The sequence below is a fragment of the Acidobacteriota bacterium genome (assembly GCA_026393755.1).
In the GTDB taxonomy this organism is placed as follows: Bacteria; Acidobacteriota; Vicinamibacteria; order Vicinamibacterales; family JAKQTR01; genus JBAXOX01.
In genome coordinates this window covers 75,104-90,361 of sequence record JAPKZO010000018.1, presented here as the reverse complement: position 1 = coordinate 90,361, position 15,258 = coordinate 75,104, and the positions used below count along the sequence as shown (strand labels likewise).

The window sequence follows — 15,258 nt, the reverse complement described above, 5'->3', positions numbered from 1 at the left end:
TCTGTCGTTCCGGGCCGCCGCCCGCTCAAGCCGTCAGTCCGCCCAGAGCGCGCTCAGTTCCAGTTCGATGTCGGCGAACGGCTCGACGCGCACGACTTCGGCGTCACTGTGTGTGGCCATGATCGTCCAGCGGCCGTTGTCGAGCCGCAGCACCTCGAGCGTCCGATCCAGCGGATCGAGCAACCACGCGTGGCGCACGCCTTCGCGGGCGTAGACGGCCAACTTCTTGGTCCGATCGAGCTTGGCCGTCGAGGGCGACAGAATCTCGCAGATCCAGTCGGGCGGCATGGTGAAGTGGGCCGCGTCGGGCAACTGGGGCATACGCTCCCGCCGCCACCCGGCGAGGTCGGGCACCAGCACGTCGCGCCCCAGATGGAGTTCGGGCTCGTCGAGGATCCACCACCCGCCTGGTCCGCCGATTCCATGGTCGTACGGTCCGCCGATCCGGATGCCGAGCGACGAGTACGCCCGCGCGTGCTTCGTCGCCGGTCTCGGCGTGGCGTGCAACTCGCCATCCACGATCTCCGCAACCATGATGTCGGGGACCTTCATCAGGTCGTCATACGTGGCGGGACGATCGAGCGGAGGCACACGCGGCATCGGCTGCATCATACATCGTCGTCTTGCAGGACCGATGCCGCCGCGGATTGTCGAGGAAATGCTCGAGTTCCCGTGCGTTCCTGGTAGTGGCGTAGCAGAAACTGCCAGATCATCAGGCGCCAACTGCTGCAGCTTCTGCGATGTCTGGTCGGGGGCTACGTCCCCTGGACGCGACCTCTTCGCAGGCGCGGCGCGACGATGAGCGCGGCGCCGTAGAGAGCCATCGCGATAAACAGGGTCGCGGGACGTGAGGTGGTGAAGTCCTGGGCCACCATCTTCAGCCCCGTCCCGATCAAGAGCGGATAGACCAGCCATCCCCACTCTCGGAACCGGTCGTGGCGGCCGATCCAGGCCACGACGAGCGTCGCCAGTGCGAGCACTCCGGTGCGGACCGTGGCCAGGATACCCGGGTCCACGCTGCGGTCGGTCAGCGCTCCCATCACGGGGGCGAGGTAGCCAACGACGCAGCCCCCGGCGGCCCACACAAAGATCAGGATGATGACGAACCTCGGCCCGCTCGCGAATGCACTGCCGTCCGACTCCGGCTGCACCGAGGCCAGCCCTGCCGACAACGCACCGGCGGCGAGCACCACGAGGATGGCGGCACCCGGCATTGCCCACGGCCCGACGGCGGCCCCGGCCACTGCCCAGGTGCAGTAGTTCAACGTGCCGGACACGATGCCGGCCGCAACGATGTAGGCTGCGCCGTGGAGCAGCATAAAGAGGCGTCCAACCCGAGACCACAATCCGGCCGCCACCACCGCGAGCCCCGCGAACACTGCGCCGAGCCACTGCTCGCCGACCAGGAGCGTGAGGCCGGCAACCACGAGCACGAGCGCGAGCGTCGTGTAGAAGTACACGTTGCGGCCGCGGTCTTCGCGCCGGTCGATAAACGCAAAGGCCACGCCGTAGCACGCCGCCCCGAAGATCAGGTTGGCGACTCCCAGCATCGTCGGAAGAGCGCCCGTGGCTCTGGTCACCGAGACGGCGCCGCCAAAGCCGACAATCAGGGCGAGCGTCGTTTGGACGACCTCGAAAGGAATCACGTTGCGCCCGCGCACGAGCGTGCGGATCGCGATGCTGACCACGTACGCGCTCAGCAGGGACAACTGCACGACCATGGCGATCTGTGGTGCGTCCAGATGTTCAGGCGCCAGCGCGCGCATCGTCACTCCGAGGACGACCATGTCGGCGGCCAGCGCCACAGGCCACCGGATCGCCCGCCAGTCGAGTGAGTATCCCATCCACAAGGTGGCCACGCCGAAGGCGATGAGATAGCCGGCAAACGGCACGACGACGCCCGTCTTGGCCAGCATGAAGATGCTGGTCGGCAGCGCCACCATGACCGTGACCCACGCGACCGCGTGCAGACGCCGGCGCCACGCGACCGCAAGCAGGCCGGCTGTCAACACGGCGATGACCAGGGCGCCATCCGCGCCGGACAGGACTTTGAACTTGGTTGTGGCTTCGAGCAGCAGCGGGAACGCAACCATCGCGGCCGCGATCGCGTGAAACACAGCGCTCGGCACGTGCTGGCGCGCGCCCGCACGGTCGGTCAGTCCGAGCCACACCAAGCCGTACGCGAATCCCAGTGCGACGCCGACCGGTTGATCGAGCACCCCTGTGTCGGTCATCGCGCGCAGGAAGAATCCGCCGGCCAGAACGAGAAACAGTCGGCCGAGGAGGGACACGACGAGAAGCGGATCGCGCCAGCCGCGGGAAGCGGCAACGGCCGGAGCCGCCTGCGCCTGGGTAAGGGCAGACTCTTCGGCAAGAGCGTCAGACTCGCCGGTCTGACCCGCGAGGCGCCCGGCCTCCAGCGCGTCGAGGCGTCGCTGAAGCGCCAGCATCTCTGCACGGAGTGTGTCGACCGTGGACTCGAGACGAACGATCCGATCGTCCACGATTCCTCCCTGAGAGCTGTGCCCGGAACTCACTGCTCTCGCCGGGCAATCCGAAGTCGCAGGGGCACGGCATGCCGTGCCCCTACCGGAAGAAGAGCCGCACGGGTGCCATCAACTCGAGCCGCCTTCGGACGAGGATGTCGCACCGCCCGTCAGACCTGCTTGATCTGCGGCTGTTCGTCGTGTCCCCACGGTGGCAGCAGGCGAATCAGCACCCACAGAATCGCGAATGGCAGGAGCATCAGCAGAATGGCCGGCAGCAGCCCTTCGCGCGTCGCGAACTCCATCTTGTAGCTGGTATAGCCGAGGAAGCTCTTGGAGAACAGCTGCCCGCCAATCACGACGTTCCACCGCATCGCAAAGATCCCGATCATGGTGAGGATGCCGGCAAACACGTAGATGGCGCGCCGTGCGGGCTCCTTCAGTCTGACCAACTGCGTGATGCCGAGCATCACAATCGGCAGCACGGTCCCGATGAGGATCTGCACGACGATCTGCGACGTGAACAGCTTGGTCTTCACCATGAAGTCGAGCGCCCGGAACGACTCGTCCGACTCGTAGATGCGCTGGATCAGATCCACCATCTCGAGCGTGAAATCGACGACGAAAGCGTAGAACAGGTACGTGGCAATCGTGTCCACGCACTTCATGTCGACGGTCACCTTCCGGTACCAGCACGTCGCGAAGTACATCAGGAGAATGCACGCGATCCCGGACGTGATGGCGGAGAACAGGAACACGATCGGCATCAGCGGCGTGGACCACCACGGGTTCGCCTTGATCGATCCGAAGATGAACCCCACGTAGCCGTGCAGCAGAAACGCCGACGGAATCCCGATGACCGTGAGCGTCTTGCCGATCCGGTCGTCGAGCTTGAGCGCCGACTCGCTGATGTTGTCGGACCAGAGCGCCATCGCCCCGTAGACCAGTCGCAGCCATCCCTGGCTGGCCCGCCATTTCAGGACGATGTCCTTGCGGTAATCGAGCCAGATCTCGAGCACGAGCACCGCCATGAGGTACCAGAGATAGACGAAGCCAAACATCGCCATTGCCGACGTCGTGTGCGGCGTCAGGTACATCTCGAGTGATCGCTCGGGATGTCCCAGATGCAGCTGCAGCGGCAGCGGCGCCACCAGCAGGAACGCCAATGCCGTCAGCAGCGCCAGGCGGTAGGTGGGCTTGACCGCCTGCACATTGAAGACGCGCTCGAGCGAGGCGAGGATGAACGCGCCGGCCACCAACCCTGTGATGAACGGGTAGAGGACGATCAGCACGCTCCACTGCAACTCGAGCTCGTTCGGATAGATGAACCCTTCCACACCGTTCATGGTCGTTGTCTCCTACCGGACCGAGCCGTCGAGGCCGTTGTAGTACACCTTGGAACCCGTGGCCATCTGGGGCTTCAACACCTGCACCTTGTGGTCGCGGAGAAACGCGTGGATCGGATCCTTGGGGTCCTTCAGATCCGCCAGTGTGCGGGCGCCGGTCGGGCACGTCTCGCAACACGCGGTGGTCAGGCCCCTGGTAATCCGGTGATAGCAGAGCGAGCACTTGTCGACCGTCTCGGTCCGCCGGTCGATGAAGCGGCAGCCGTACGGACACGCCTGCACGCAGTACCGGCAGCCGAGGCAGTAGGTCTTGTCGACCAGCACGACGCCGTCCGGACTCTCGAAGGTGGCGCCCACCGGGCAGACCTGCACGCACGGCGAATGCTCGCAGTGGTTGCACAGCTTGGGCACGAAGAACATCTTGAGGTTCGCGCCGGTCACCTCGTGCTCGTGGAACCCGGCGTAGCCGCCATTCGGCGATTCGACGCGAGGGTGATCGAGATCGGCCGTGTCGACGACGTAGCGTTCCACCCACGTCCGGAAATTGCCGTCTTCGAGCAGCACATCGTTCTCCGTCTTGCAGGCGCGCACGCACGTCCCGCAGCCGATGCACTTCTCGATGTCGATCGCCATCCCCCACCAATGGTCGTTGGTGTTGTAATTCGGCGCGCTCTCCGGCGTGCCAGCCAGCACGTGCTCCCAGGCCAGCGCGGCCGAGGCGGTGAGGATGAGACACTTGCCGGTCTGTCCGAGAAAGGTTCGTCGGTCCTGGTTCATCGCGGTACCTCGTCAGGAGATCTTCGGGTTGTGCGGCTGGACGTGGCACGCCGTGCACGGGCCTTCGGGTGCGTGTTCGGCCGGATCCACCTGAGGGAACGTCTTGGGTTTGGAGATGCTCGCGGTGTGGCAAATGATGCAGGTCTTGCGCGGATCCGGCCTCTGGGGTTTCGACTTCGCCGGATCGTCGGCTTGCGCGTGTGACGCGAGCGCCCCGTGGCACGACTCGCACGCCACCTTGGCGTGCCGTCCTTTCGCGCGGATGTCCGCCTGTTCCGTGTGGCACATCATGCAGGCTGCCTGTCCGGCGAACTTCAGCGGGCGATCCATGTTCTGCTGAAGGGCCCCTGGATTATAGGGGCCCAGCAGGCCGTAGTTCTTCGGCACGAAAATCGACCGCAGCAGAAGAAACATCATGATGCCGACGAGGAACAGACCAGCCATTCGAACCAGATGGCGATAGTCGCTAGGGCGAGGCTCCATCACAACCTCCGAAGGTACAAATCGTCCGACCGGGGCCACAGGCTCCGATGACGAAAATCGGCAATTCCGGTCGAGACAGGCATTCTATCTTGCAACTCCCAATCCCGAACCCCGTCTATGCACGACTCCGCCAGAACAGGTAGGCGGGCACACCGAGCAGAATAATCCCCAGCCCGTACATCGCGTTGGCAAACTGGCTGATCAGCGCGTTCGCAGAGATGAAGAGGGCCGCCAGGACAAACAGGATCGGCGTCACCGGATATCCCCACGTCCGATAAGGCCTGGGCAGGTCCGGACGTGTGCGGCGCAGCACGATGACGGCTGCCACTGTCAGGCCGAAGAAGATCCACTGGCCGAAGACGACGAAGTCGGCCAGCGTGCCAAACGTTCCGCTGACGCTCAGCACCATCGCCCAGAGTCCGGTCGCCAGAATCGAGATGTGGGGCGTGAGGTATCGCGGATGGATGTCGCCGAAACGCTTGAAGAACACTCCATCGCGGGCCATCGCATAGAACACGCGCGGCGCGGTCAGGATGTTTCCGTTGGCCGCTCCCGTAATCGAGCACAGGATGACCAGCCCGAGCACGGTGGCGCCAAGCTCGAACCCGGCCGCCGACATGGCTTCGCTCGCCACCCGCTGGGCGCCGACGAGCCGGTCGAACGGCAGCACATAGAGGTACGCAAGATTGGCGGCCAGATAGAGCGCGATGATGACGAGGGTCCCGGCGAAGAGGCCGAGCGGCATGTTGCGTTCGGGATTCTTGATTTCCCCCGCGCTGAAGCTGACGGCCTCCCAGCCCTTGTACGCCCACAGCGCCCGCTGCAGCGCGAGGCCGAACCCGCCGATCAGGGCAGCGGTCATCGGGGGCGACGGCGGCTCGACGAATCTAGCCGGTAGCCCGTGCGCGAGCGCCAGGATGCCAATCGACACCGCCAGAATCGCGGCGAACTTGATGAACATCAGGAAGTTCTGCACCCGGGCGCCCCACCGTGTGCCGGCGTAGTTGATCGCCACGAGCGTGGCGATCAGCACGATGGCCACCGACTTGGTGCCGAACGTCGAGAGCGGGCCGGTAAACTGCGGCAGGTACTTCTCGGCGAACGCCATCGACAGCGTCGCGATCGCGCCCGAATCAATGACGAGGAAGAGCGTCCATCCGAACAGGAAGGCGATCGGCTTGCCGTACGCCTCGCGCAGATACACGTACATCCCGCCCGCCTGCGGGAACGCCGCGCCCAGTTCCGAGAAGGCCAGTGCGCCGAAGAACGTCAGGACGCCGCCGACGATCCACACGGTCATCACGAGCACTGGCGACTGGACGTAGCCGGCGATGGCCGCCGGGACGATGAAGATCCCCGATCCGATGACCGTGCCGATCAGGATCCCCATGACGTCCACGAAACCGAGCACCCGCGGCAGCTCCCGCGGGGCGCCGTCCGAGCCAGTCGTCTCGATTCGGTGTGTCACCGTCGGTTTCTCCTGTCAGCGAGGGGCTCCCGCCGCCCCCGCAAACAACGAACGGGCCGTGGACAAGGGGTCTCCCCACCCACGGCCCGTGAAGTATGCAACAGAGACTGGCTGCCCGCCTACGCGGCCCCCTTCGGCATCACCGCTTCGGCCTGGTCAGCCGCTCGAACCCGGTACCCGCCTTCGCCAAGGCTTCGGCGGGCTAGCCGCTCGAACCAACGGCTAGAAGGTGATCCGCGCCTCGCCAACGATCTGCCGTTTGATGATGTCACCGAATACGTGCTGCTGCATGTTCTGGTTGAAGATGTTGTTCGCCTTCACCGTGGTGGTCAACTTGCCGCCCGCCCACTTGACGCCGAAGCTGCCATTGACGCTCGTGAACGCCTTGGTCCAGCCGATGTACAGCGGGGCCAGCACGTCCTTCCAGTACGCCTTGTCCTGATAGGACACCGACGCGGAGCCCACGAAGCGGTCGAGCACGAAGTTGAGGCCCGCGTTGGCCCGATTGCGGGGTGGCAGGTTGACGTCGGCGATGGTGTAGTTGGCGCCGGAGGGCTTGGGATCCGGCTGATACGAGTAGTTCGCATACGCGCTCACACCCTTCGCCAGCACCGCATCGAAGCCCATCTCCACGCCGGTGGCTTTGAGCCGCCCCTTGTTGAGATAGGTGTAGTGGGACGGCAACGGTTTGCCGAGCGAGGCCATCAGGTCCAGATACGACGTGGGTAGCGGCCAGCCGGGCGGTACGTTCGTCGAACTGTAGGCCTGATTCGCCTGGAAGAGCATGTCGTCCTTCGTGTCGTTGTAGTACCACGCGAAGCTGATCTGCACGCGTTGGGCGAACGTCCCCGTGTACCCGATCTCATACGCCTGGAGCGAGGTCTGTACCAGATCCGTGTTGCCCTGAGCCGGCATCGGGAACGTGAACACCCGGCCGGCCAACGTAGGACTGAGTAACCCCAGGTCGATCTGCTGCAAGATCGCCGTGTCGAGGTAGTTGTTGACCAGCGACGGCGCCCGATACGCCTGGTTGTACGACAGGCGGAACGTATGCTGCTCGCTCGGCTTGATCATGAACGTCGTGCGCGGCGAGATGACCGCCTTCTTCAGCACGTCGAACCGATCGATCCTGGCCCCGACCAGCCAGCGGAAATGGGGGCTCAGGAAAATCTCGTCCTGCAGATACGCGCCCTGCTCGTTGCGCGACGAGCCGCCCTTCGCCACCGAAAGGTCAAACGTGCTGTACCGCACGTTTCCGCCGTAGCTGATGACGTGGTGTGTCCCGATCGTCGAGATATTCGAGGCCGACAGATCGTAGGTGTAGGTCTTGAAGAGGAACTGGATGGGCTTACCGTCGAGGCCCACGGTGAGCATCGCCGGCGAATCGCCGTTCAGGATGTTGGTAAACGCCTGCACTCTGAGTCCCCCGCGCGAATAGTCCACGCGTCCATAGGCCACGCCGGATCCCTTCTTGATGTCGAACGGCCCGATGCCCGTGTAGACGATCCCGCTCGTGCCGCCATAGCCACCGCCGAAGGTCAAGCGAGACTGGCCATCAGGAAAGTCGTAGTCCACCCGCGCGTCGACCTTCGGCTGACTCGTGCCAGTGTTGACGTACGACGGGTACGCGGACTTGTACGCGTTGTCGATGGTGCCGACTGGCCGCGCGAACGCGTCCTGCCCGACGTACCCGAGCGACAGCTTGTAGGACCACTCCTGGTTGATCACGCCTCCATGGCTGAGGCTCGTGTAAAACGAGCTCCCGGCGCCCGGATCGGATGTCTGGCCGGGAGTCGTCCGATCGAAGGTCCCGAACCCCATCGTGACGGTCGTCCCCTTCATCTCGCGCGGCGACTTCGTGATGACGTTCACCACGCCGCTCATCGCGTTGGCGCCCCAGACGGCCGATGCCGGCCCGCGCACGACTTCAATCTGCTTGACTTCGTTGAAGTTCAACGGCAGAAAGTCCCAGCCGACGAACCCGAAGAAATCGAGATACACGCTTCGGCCGTCAATCAACGCCAACTGCCCCGTGGACAGCGTGTTGGTCGCGCCGCGGCTCGTGATATTCAGATCGCGCGCCGACGTCTGGGACACGTTGACACCGGCCACCGCGCGAAACAGCCCCGCGTAATCGGCTGCCGACTTGGTCGCCAGCGTCTGGGCGGTGATGACGCTGACCGTCGCCGGCGCGTTGACCAGCTGCTGTTCAACCTTGGAAGCCGTGACGACGATCTGTTCCTCGAACTTCGGCGTCTGGGCTTCCTTGTCCTTCTTCTCTTTCTCCTTCTGCTGCTCGGCTTCGGTCATGCCGGGCTTGGCAACCGGAGGCGGCGCCTGTTGCGCGGCCTGCGTCAAGGCCTCCGACGCCACCGGTGCCGGCGAGGGCAAATTCTGGGCAAACGCTGGGACCGACGCCGTCAGTACTGTCAGCAGGACGGCGAGTGCACGGGACGCCATTCGGACCTCCTCTTGAAACAAGACAATCCTTCCGGGCACCCGGGGGCGCCACCCTTCCCGCGCTTGGGGTCGCAGGATCGGGTCCATAAACCAGAGTGTTGGCAGAAGCTGTCGCACGCCTCGCGACAGTAACCGTGCCACTATACAAAAGACGGCGCAAATTGTCAGCGAAACATTCCCGAACAAGCGTTCGGCAACCCTGCAGAATTCGTCGCTAGTAGCCGGACTGCAGCAGCGCAATCACGAGGGCCACGGTCAACGGACTCACCGCCGTGGTCACCACGACGACGGCCGTTACAAACGTCGGCGCCACGTCAAACTCGAGCGCCAGGATGGTGGTAATCACCGCGCTCGGCATCGCGGACTCCACGATGACGGCCTGCCTGGCGCCGCCCGTCAGACCGAGCAGCGCCGCAAGCGCAAACCCCAGCACCGGAGTCACCGCCAGGGTCAGCACGGAGGCGGCGGCCACCAGTCCCGGACGCGCGGGCCAGGCGCTTCGCTCGAGCTGCATCCCCAGCACCAGCAGCATCGTCGGGATGGCGGCGGCACTCAGGAGTTCGATCGGCCGTTCCACGCCGGTTGGCAGGCGCACCCCGGTCCACACCACCAGAACCGCGGCCACCAGACCCCACATGGCCGGCACCTTCAAGAGGCCTTGCGCGGCGCGTCCGATGCTGCTCCGGCCGCTCGACGCGACGACGATGCCCACCGAGTACATCAACATCGCGCTCGTCACGAAGTACACGACCGCACGGGCCAGGACATCGCGGCCGAACGCGAACAGCACGACGGACAGTCCGTAGTTGCCGGCGTTCGAGAACATCACGACGATGAGGAATGCGGCAAGTCCCGGCCGATCAAGCCTGAACGGGATGGCGGCCACACGGGCGACCACCCCGAGCGACGCGACCAGCAGCAGCGTAAAGGCGACGATCCGCCCGAATTCGCCGGCGCTCAGATGGCTGGTGACGATCAGATTGAACACCAGGCAGGGCGCCAGCGCGTTGAGCGTCACACGGGACAGGACGCGCACGTCGATGCGGAATCGTCTAGCGAGAACGAACCCGACGCCGGCAATCAAAAAGATGGGCAGGATGTCGTCTGCGAGAATCGTCAGCAGGAGTTGCATAGAATTGGCGTCCACGGTAGCACAGCCGGGAATTCGATAGAATAACCGGGCTAGTTGTTTTCGAGCAGTGTCTCCGAAGTCTCTGTTTCTGTGTTGAGGTGAACCCGTGACCAGACGCTCGCTTGTTGCTGCTCTCGTCCTGGCGCTGTCGGTGCCTGCGCTCTCCATGGCCCAGACCACGGCGAGCCTCACCATCCTTCACACCAACGACACACACGGTCATCTGCTGCCTTTCAGCTACCCGACCGTCGTCGCCCAGGGGTCTGAGGAAGCCAGGTTGAAGGAGAAGCGGAACATCGGCGGCATCGCCAGGCGCGCGACGCTGGCGGCAGCGATTCGCGCCGATCTGGCCAGGAAGAAGATTCCCGTGTGGTTGATTGACGCCGGCGATTTCTCGGACGGCACGCCGTTCTCGACCGAGTACCACGGTGAAGCGGACGTGGCTGCCATGAACGCGGCTGGATACAACTTCGCGACCATCGGCAACCACGAATTCAACAACCCGATGGCCCAGACCAGGAAGCTGGTGGGTCTGGCGAAATATCCGATTCTGATGGCCAATGCGGTGGACCGGGCCACGCGCAAGCCCATCGGTCAGCCGTGGCGAATCGAGAAGATCGGCACCGTGCGTGTCGGGTTGTTCGGCATGGTGACGCGCGAGGCTGCGCCATATCCCGCCGGCAAAGAAGGCATCGACGTCCTGGACGAGATCGCCACCGCGAAGGATGTGGTGAAGACGCTCCGGAGCCAGGCCGATATCGTCATCCTCATCTCGCACTGCGGCGAGGAACTGGACAACAGGCTCGCGGCTGAGGTGCCCGGACTCGATGTGATCGTCGGCGGTCATTCGCATTCCCGCCTGCCCGTCGGCGAATTCGTCTGGCACTCCGACGATCTCAAGGTTGATGACGTCAACGGCACGATCATCGTTCAGGCCTTCCAGTGGGGCGGCGAACTGGGCCGCCTGGATCTGCTCTTCCGCCGGGGCGCGAACGGATCCTGGTCGGTCGATCGCTACCGTGAACGGCTGCTGCCAATCACCGAGGCCATCGCCGCGGATCCGACCGTCGCAGCGGTGGTGGACAAGTTCTGGCAGCCCATTGCGCAGCGGTTTGGCCAGGTGGTCGGACAGGCGGTGGCCGACTTCAGCACGCGCGGCGATGACGAGGCCCCCTACAACCTGGTGGCCGACGCGGTTCGCGAGATGGTGGGTGCGGAGTTCGAACTGGAGAACGTCGGGGGCGTGCGCGCACCGCTCGTGTCGGGACCGATTACGCGGGCCGATCTGGTGACGATGGATCCATTCGACAACACCGTGATCACGTTCAAGGCGACCGGGCGCCAGATCCGCGACATCCTCAGCCGCTACACGCCGTACGTGTCGGGCCTGCGATACCGTCTGGTCTCGGGCAAACTCGCCGATGTGACGATCAACGGTCAGCCGCTCGACGACGAGAAGACGTATGCGGGCGCGACCAACTCCTACTTCGCCGGCGTCGCGCTGAAGGGGATCACGCAGGAGAACACCGGCCGGAACAGGCTCGATGTCGTGACCGAGTACGTGAAGAAGAAGGGCTCGGTGGAACCAGCATACGACGGCCGGCGAGTGATTATCGGTTCGCGGCGGTAAAGCCGGAGAACGCTCAACGCAGCGTGGCCTCTGAGAAGACGTCCGCCTGGAACGTCAGCAACTGCGCCGTCTTGCCGCGCCACGCGTCGGTGGGGAGTCCCGCCTTCAGGGCGAGATTGTCCAGCAGTTGCTCCCGGTTCCACTTCTGCTCTGTTGCCACCTGGGGAAGAAACACGGCTGAGCGATCGCCGAGGCGCAGGATGACACCATCGCGCCCCACAGCGATGGCGCCCGGACCGGCGACCTGGCGAGGCGGCGTCAGCACCGACACTTCGATGTCGATCTCGCCGAGTTCGCCCGCGCGAACGGGCTCGAACCGCGGATCCCTGAAGGCGGATTCGAAGGCCATCGCCGAGACCAGGCGAACCAGCGTCCCCTGTGCCTGCAGGCGCCCGATACACCCGCGCAATTCCCCGTGTTTCTTGAGCGTGACGAACACGCCGGATTCGCGCAGCAGTCTCGATGACCCGCCGCGCGGGAGCGGCACGGTGTCGCTGGCGAGATACCGGCTGATGGTCTCTCGCGCCAGCCGAAGCAGCAGACGCCTGTCGGCCGCGTCCAGCGCGCGCGTGGCATCGGGGACAGCGCGCGCGAGCGCCTCAACGTCGCTGCCGCGTTCTTCCCCCCGGCTGAACACGACGGCGCCGTAGCCGACGACGCGGCCAGGCTCTCCCAACACCGTGTCGCCTGAGTTGGCATAACTCACCACCGTCCCGCGGGTGGCGCCGAGCGATCGCGCGGCTTCCATCACGACGCGGATGGCTCCTTCGCCGCATGCCCGCGTTGCCAGATTCCCCGCGCGCACGTCATCGGTGCGGGCGAACGCCCGTCCGAGCCGGTTCGGGTCGAGGCTCGCCACCGCCTCGAGGGTATGTGCGTCAACCACAACGGCATCTGGCTGAGCCGGATAGTGGGAGAGATCCGAACTGGCGACGAGCACCGTGCGCCGGCCCTCCAGCGTCTTCGCGAGAGCGCGGCCAAACCGCGCGCACGTTGCGGCGTCGGACGGCCCGACCACGATCGGCACGATCTTCGCGTGCGGCAGCACCGTCTGCACAAACGGAATCTGGACCGCGATCGAATGCTCGCCTTCGTGAGCCGACGAATCGAAGACCGCGTCGATGCCCTCGTTCACGATGGCCGCCGCCAGCGCGCGATCGACGACGGCGCTCCCCAGCGGAGTCAGCAGATCCGGTCCGTCGTACACCGCCATGCGCTGGTCACCTCTGCCGGTGTGATTGGCGCCCAGTATGACGACCGTGTCGAAGGTCCGGCCCGCGAGTTGACGATAGCCATCTGCGGCAATCGGGCCTGAGAAGACGAAACCGGCATGCGGCACAACGATGGCGACAGGATCGCTGGAACGCGACGCGACGGCGTCTCCCAGATAGCCATCGATCGCCGCTCGAAGTCTGGCGGGGTCGGCTGGATAGAACGCCCCCGCGACGGTCGACGGCGAAATCGGCGACACGGATGGGCCAACGGCGGTCGCGCACGCCATCAACGGAAGCCCGGCCAGCAACAACCAACCGATTCGCATCGTGTGCCTGATCCTACTCCGCCCCGGGCGCCTGACAACAGCGTGCTTCCCCCATCGTGGACGTCGAGGGTATGCTAAGGAGCCACCCGTCAAGGATCCATATGGCTCATTCCGATTCGAAGCATCTCAAGACCGACAGCAAGCTGATTCACGCAGGCGCCCATCACGACGCGTTTGGCAGCGCCACGGTTCCGATCTACCAGACGTCCACCTTCTCGTTCGACAACGCGCAGAACGGCGCGGATCGGTTCGCGGGCCAGGCCGAAGGCTTCATCTACACGCGTCTCGGCAATCCGACGATCGCGGCGCTGGAGCGGCAGGTGGCCGAGTTGGAAGGCGGATTCGGAGCGGTCGCCACAAGTTCTGGCATGGGCGCGGTGTCGTCGGTGTACATGGCGCTGCTCGACAAGGGTGCGCACATGGTGGGCACGGCCGGGGTCTACGGCCCGTCGAGAATGCTCGCGGAACAGCACCTCTCGCGGTTTGGCGTCGAATCGACGTGGGTGGATTCGACCAACCTCGACAACGTCCGCCTCGCCATGCGGCTCAACACGAAGATCGTCTATGTCGAGAGTCCGTCGAATCCGGGCATGGGTGTCACCGATCTGGCCGGCGCCGCGGCCATCGCGCACGAGGGCGGCGCGGTGCTCGTCGTCGACAACACGTTCGCCAGCCCTTACCTGCAGAATCCGATCGAGTTTGGCGCCGACGTGGTCCTGCACTCGGTGACGAAGTTTCTCAACGGTCACGCCGACGTGGTCGGCGGCGTCATCGTCTCGGCGACCGAAGCGCTGCACCGCCAGATTCGGTCGATGATGATCATCCTCGGCTGCAATATGGATCCGCACCAGGCGTACCTGGTGATCCGGGGCATCAAGACGCTGGGCGTCCGAGTGGAGCGCGCGCAGGCCAATGCGATGAAGATCGCGCGCTGGCTCGAGTCGCATCCGAAGGTGGAGTGGGTCCGGTACGTCGGTCTGCCGTCGCACCCGCAGCACGAGCTGGCGGCGCGCCAGATGAAGGGCTTCGGCGCGATGATCAGCTTCGAAGTCAGAGGCGGGCTCGAAGGCGGCCGCACGGTGATGGACGCCGTGAAACTGGCGACGCTGGCCGTCTCGCTCGGTGGCGTCGAGACGCTGATCGAACACCCCGCGTTGATGACCCACGCGAGCGTGCCGCGCGAGCATCGGCTGGAAGCGGGACTGACTGATGGGCTGATTCGCTATTCGGTCGGCATCGAGGACGCCGACGATCTGATTGCAGATCTGGCGCAGGCGCTGGACCAGATCAAAGATTGAGTGCGCGAGCCGGCCGGCGAACGACCGCCGTCCGCGCGACGACGTCGTGCAGCGCGCGGTGCTCATCGGTGAAGATCACCGTGCTGCCGGCCACGACCACCAGTGTCGCCAGCGGCACCAGCGCACCGACAAACCACACGCCCGACAGGCCGGCCGCAGCCCCCAGCAGCAGGTGGCAGTTCTTCACCACGTAGCGCCCCGCCCGCACGCCGGCCGGGGCCGGCCGCCCGTCGTCGCCGACCACGACCAGGCCCAGCACGACCTTGCCGAGCGTCGCAGCTGTCCACGCTTCGAGCGACATGTAGAGGGCGCCGACCAAGGCAAAGCCGACGATGATGCCGGCCAGAGCCCCCACAAACGGGTCGCCGGCCAGAGCACTCGCCCAGCCCGCGTCGTCTCCGGCCGGTGCGTTGAGCAGCCCGCCGACGCTGGCGCCCAGGATTGCGCAGAGCCCGGCGATGATGCCGTAGTCGATGGCCGTCGCCGCAAATCGCGGCCAGAAACCCACGCGTCGGAACGTCTCAGTCATGAGAAGAAGCACTCCCGGAGTGATTATGGGCGATCAATCACTCCGGGAGTAATTATGCTCCGCGCGGAGTGGGGCGCGGCGGCCGGGCGACGGCGTGTTACCCTACCAT

Annotated in this window: 12 protein-coding genes; 2 read left to right on the top strand and 10 right to left on the bottom strand. The window is 65.0% G+C overall.

What is annotated here, in order from left to right; genetic code table 11:
• Positions 1–33 precede the first annotated feature (33 nt).
• The 8 genes from NTV05_06755 to NTV05_06720 all read right to left on the bottom strand — a co-directional run bounded on the left by NTV05_06755 (position 34) and on the right by NTV05_06720 (position 10,152).
• A complete protein-coding gene (locus tag NTV05_06755; protein ID MCX6544101.1) occupies positions 34–600 on the bottom strand; it encodes a Uma2 family endonuclease in 567 nt (188 codons plus the stop codon).
• A gap of 155 nt (positions 601–755) precedes the next feature.
• Positions 756–2,504 (bottom strand): hypothetical protein, encoded by a 1,749-nt coding sequence (locus NTV05_06750; GenBank protein MCX6544100.1) that lies wholly within the window; start codon positions 2,502–2,504, stop codon positions 756–758.
• Positions 2,505–2,656: 152 nt separating this feature from the next.
• On the bottom strand, positions 2,657–3,832 hold the full coding sequence (nrfD, locus tag NTV05_06745) for a polysulfide reductase NrfD (GenBank protein ID MCX6544099.1): 1,176 nt from the start codon (positions 3,830–3,832) through the stop codon (positions 2,657–2,659).
• A 12-nt stretch (positions 3,833–3,844) separates the two neighbouring features.
• A complete protein-coding gene (locus NTV05_06740) occupies positions 3,845–4,465 on the bottom strand; it encodes a 4Fe-4S dicluster domain-containing protein (protein MCX6544098.1) in 621 nt (206 codons plus the stop codon).
• Between the two features lie 156 nt (positions 4,466–4,621).
• On the bottom strand, positions 4,622–5,092 hold the full coding sequence (locus NTV05_06735; protein ID MCX6544097.1) for a multiheme c-type cytochrome: 471 nt from the start codon (positions 5,090–5,092) through the stop codon (positions 4,622–4,624).
• Between the two features lie 115 nt (positions 5,093–5,207).
• Positions 5,208–6,560, bottom strand: coding sequence for an amino acid permease (locus NTV05_06730; protein ID MCX6544096.1), 1,353 nt, complete (start codon positions 6,558–6,560; stop codon positions 5,208–5,210).
• Between the two features lie 222 nt (positions 6,561–6,782).
• Positions 6,783–9,020: a TonB-dependent receptor gene (locus tag NTV05_06725; protein ID MCX6544095.1), complete on the bottom strand. Its 2,238-nt coding sequence runs from the start codon at positions 9,018–9,020 to the stop codon at positions 6,783–6,785.
• A 214-nt stretch (positions 9,021–9,234) separates the two neighbouring features.
• Entirely contained in the window at positions 9,235–10,152 is a 918-nt protein-coding gene (locus tag NTV05_06720) for an AEC family transporter (protein MCX6544094.1), read from the bottom strand.
• A 106-nt stretch (positions 10,153–10,258) separates the two neighbouring features.
• On the opposite strand from NTV05_06720, the gene NTV05_06715 reads away from it, so the two are divergent.
• Positions 10,259–11,782, top strand: coding sequence for a bifunctional UDP-sugar hydrolase/5'-nucleotidase (locus tag NTV05_06715; protein ID MCX6544093.1), 1,524 nt, complete (start codon positions 10,259–10,261; stop codon positions 11,780–11,782).
• A gap of 13 nt (positions 11,783–11,795) precedes the next feature.
• On the opposite strand, the gene amrB is transcribed toward NTV05_06715, so the two are convergent.
• Positions 11,796–13,322 carry an AmmeMemoRadiSam system protein B gene (amrB, locus tag NTV05_06710; protein ID MCX6544092.1) on the bottom strand — a complete coding sequence of 509 codons (1,527 nt, stop codon included), beginning with the start codon at positions 13,320–13,322 and terminating at the stop codon, positions 11,796–11,798.
• 101 nt (positions 13,323–13,423) lie between these two features.
• On the opposite strand from amrB, the gene NTV05_06705 reads away from it, so the two are divergent.
• Positions 13,424–14,620, top strand: a complete 1,197-nt coding sequence (locus tag NTV05_06705) for an aminotransferase class I/II-fold pyridoxal phosphate-dependent enzyme (GenBank protein ID MCX6544091.1) — start codon at positions 13,424–13,426, stop codon at positions 14,618–14,620.
• Here NTV05_06705 and NTV05_06700 read toward each other — a convergent pair.
• Positions 14,610–15,149, bottom strand: a complete 540-nt coding sequence (locus NTV05_06700; protein MCX6544090.1) for an RDD family protein — start codon at positions 15,147–15,149, stop codon at positions 14,610–14,612. The two genes, NTV05_06705 and NTV05_06700, sit on opposite strands and share 11 nt — an antisense overlap.
• Between the last annotated feature and the right edge of the window lie 109 nt (positions 15,150–15,258).

Coding starts and splice junctions, on each gene's coding strand:
- NTV05_06740 (MCX6544098.1), bottom strand. CDS start 4,465: ATGGCGATCGACATCGAGAAGTGCATCGGCTGCGGGACGTGCGTGCGC.
- NTV05_06725 (MCX6544095.1), bottom strand. CDS start 9,020: ATGGCGTCCCGTGCACTCGCCGTCCTGCTGACAGTACTGACGGCGTCG.
- amrB (MCX6544092.1), bottom strand. CDS start 13,322: ATGCGAATCGGTTGGTTGTTGCTGGCCGGGCTTCCGTTGATGGCGTGC.
- NTV05_06755 (MCX6544101.1), bottom strand. CDS start 600: ATGCCGCGTGTGCCTCCGCTCGATCGTCCCGCCACGTATGACGACCTG.
- NTV05_06705 (MCX6544091.1), top strand. CDS start 13,424: ATGGCTCATTCCGATTCGAAGCATCTCAAGACCGACAGCAAGCTGATT.
- nrfD (MCX6544099.1), bottom strand. CDS start 3,832: ATGAACGGTGTGGAAGGGTTCATCTATCCGAACGAGCTCGAGTTGCAG.
- NTV05_06700 (MCX6544090.1), bottom strand. CDS start 15,149: ATGACTGAGACGTTCCGACGCGTGGGTTTCTGGCCGCGATTTGCGGCG.
- NTV05_06735 (MCX6544097.1), bottom strand. CDS start 5,092: ATGGAGCCTCGCCCTAGCGACTATCGCCATCTGGTTCGAATGGCTGGT.
- NTV05_06720 (MCX6544094.1), bottom strand. CDS start 10,152: ATGCAACTCCTGCTGACGATTCTCGCAGACGACATCCTGCCCATCTTT.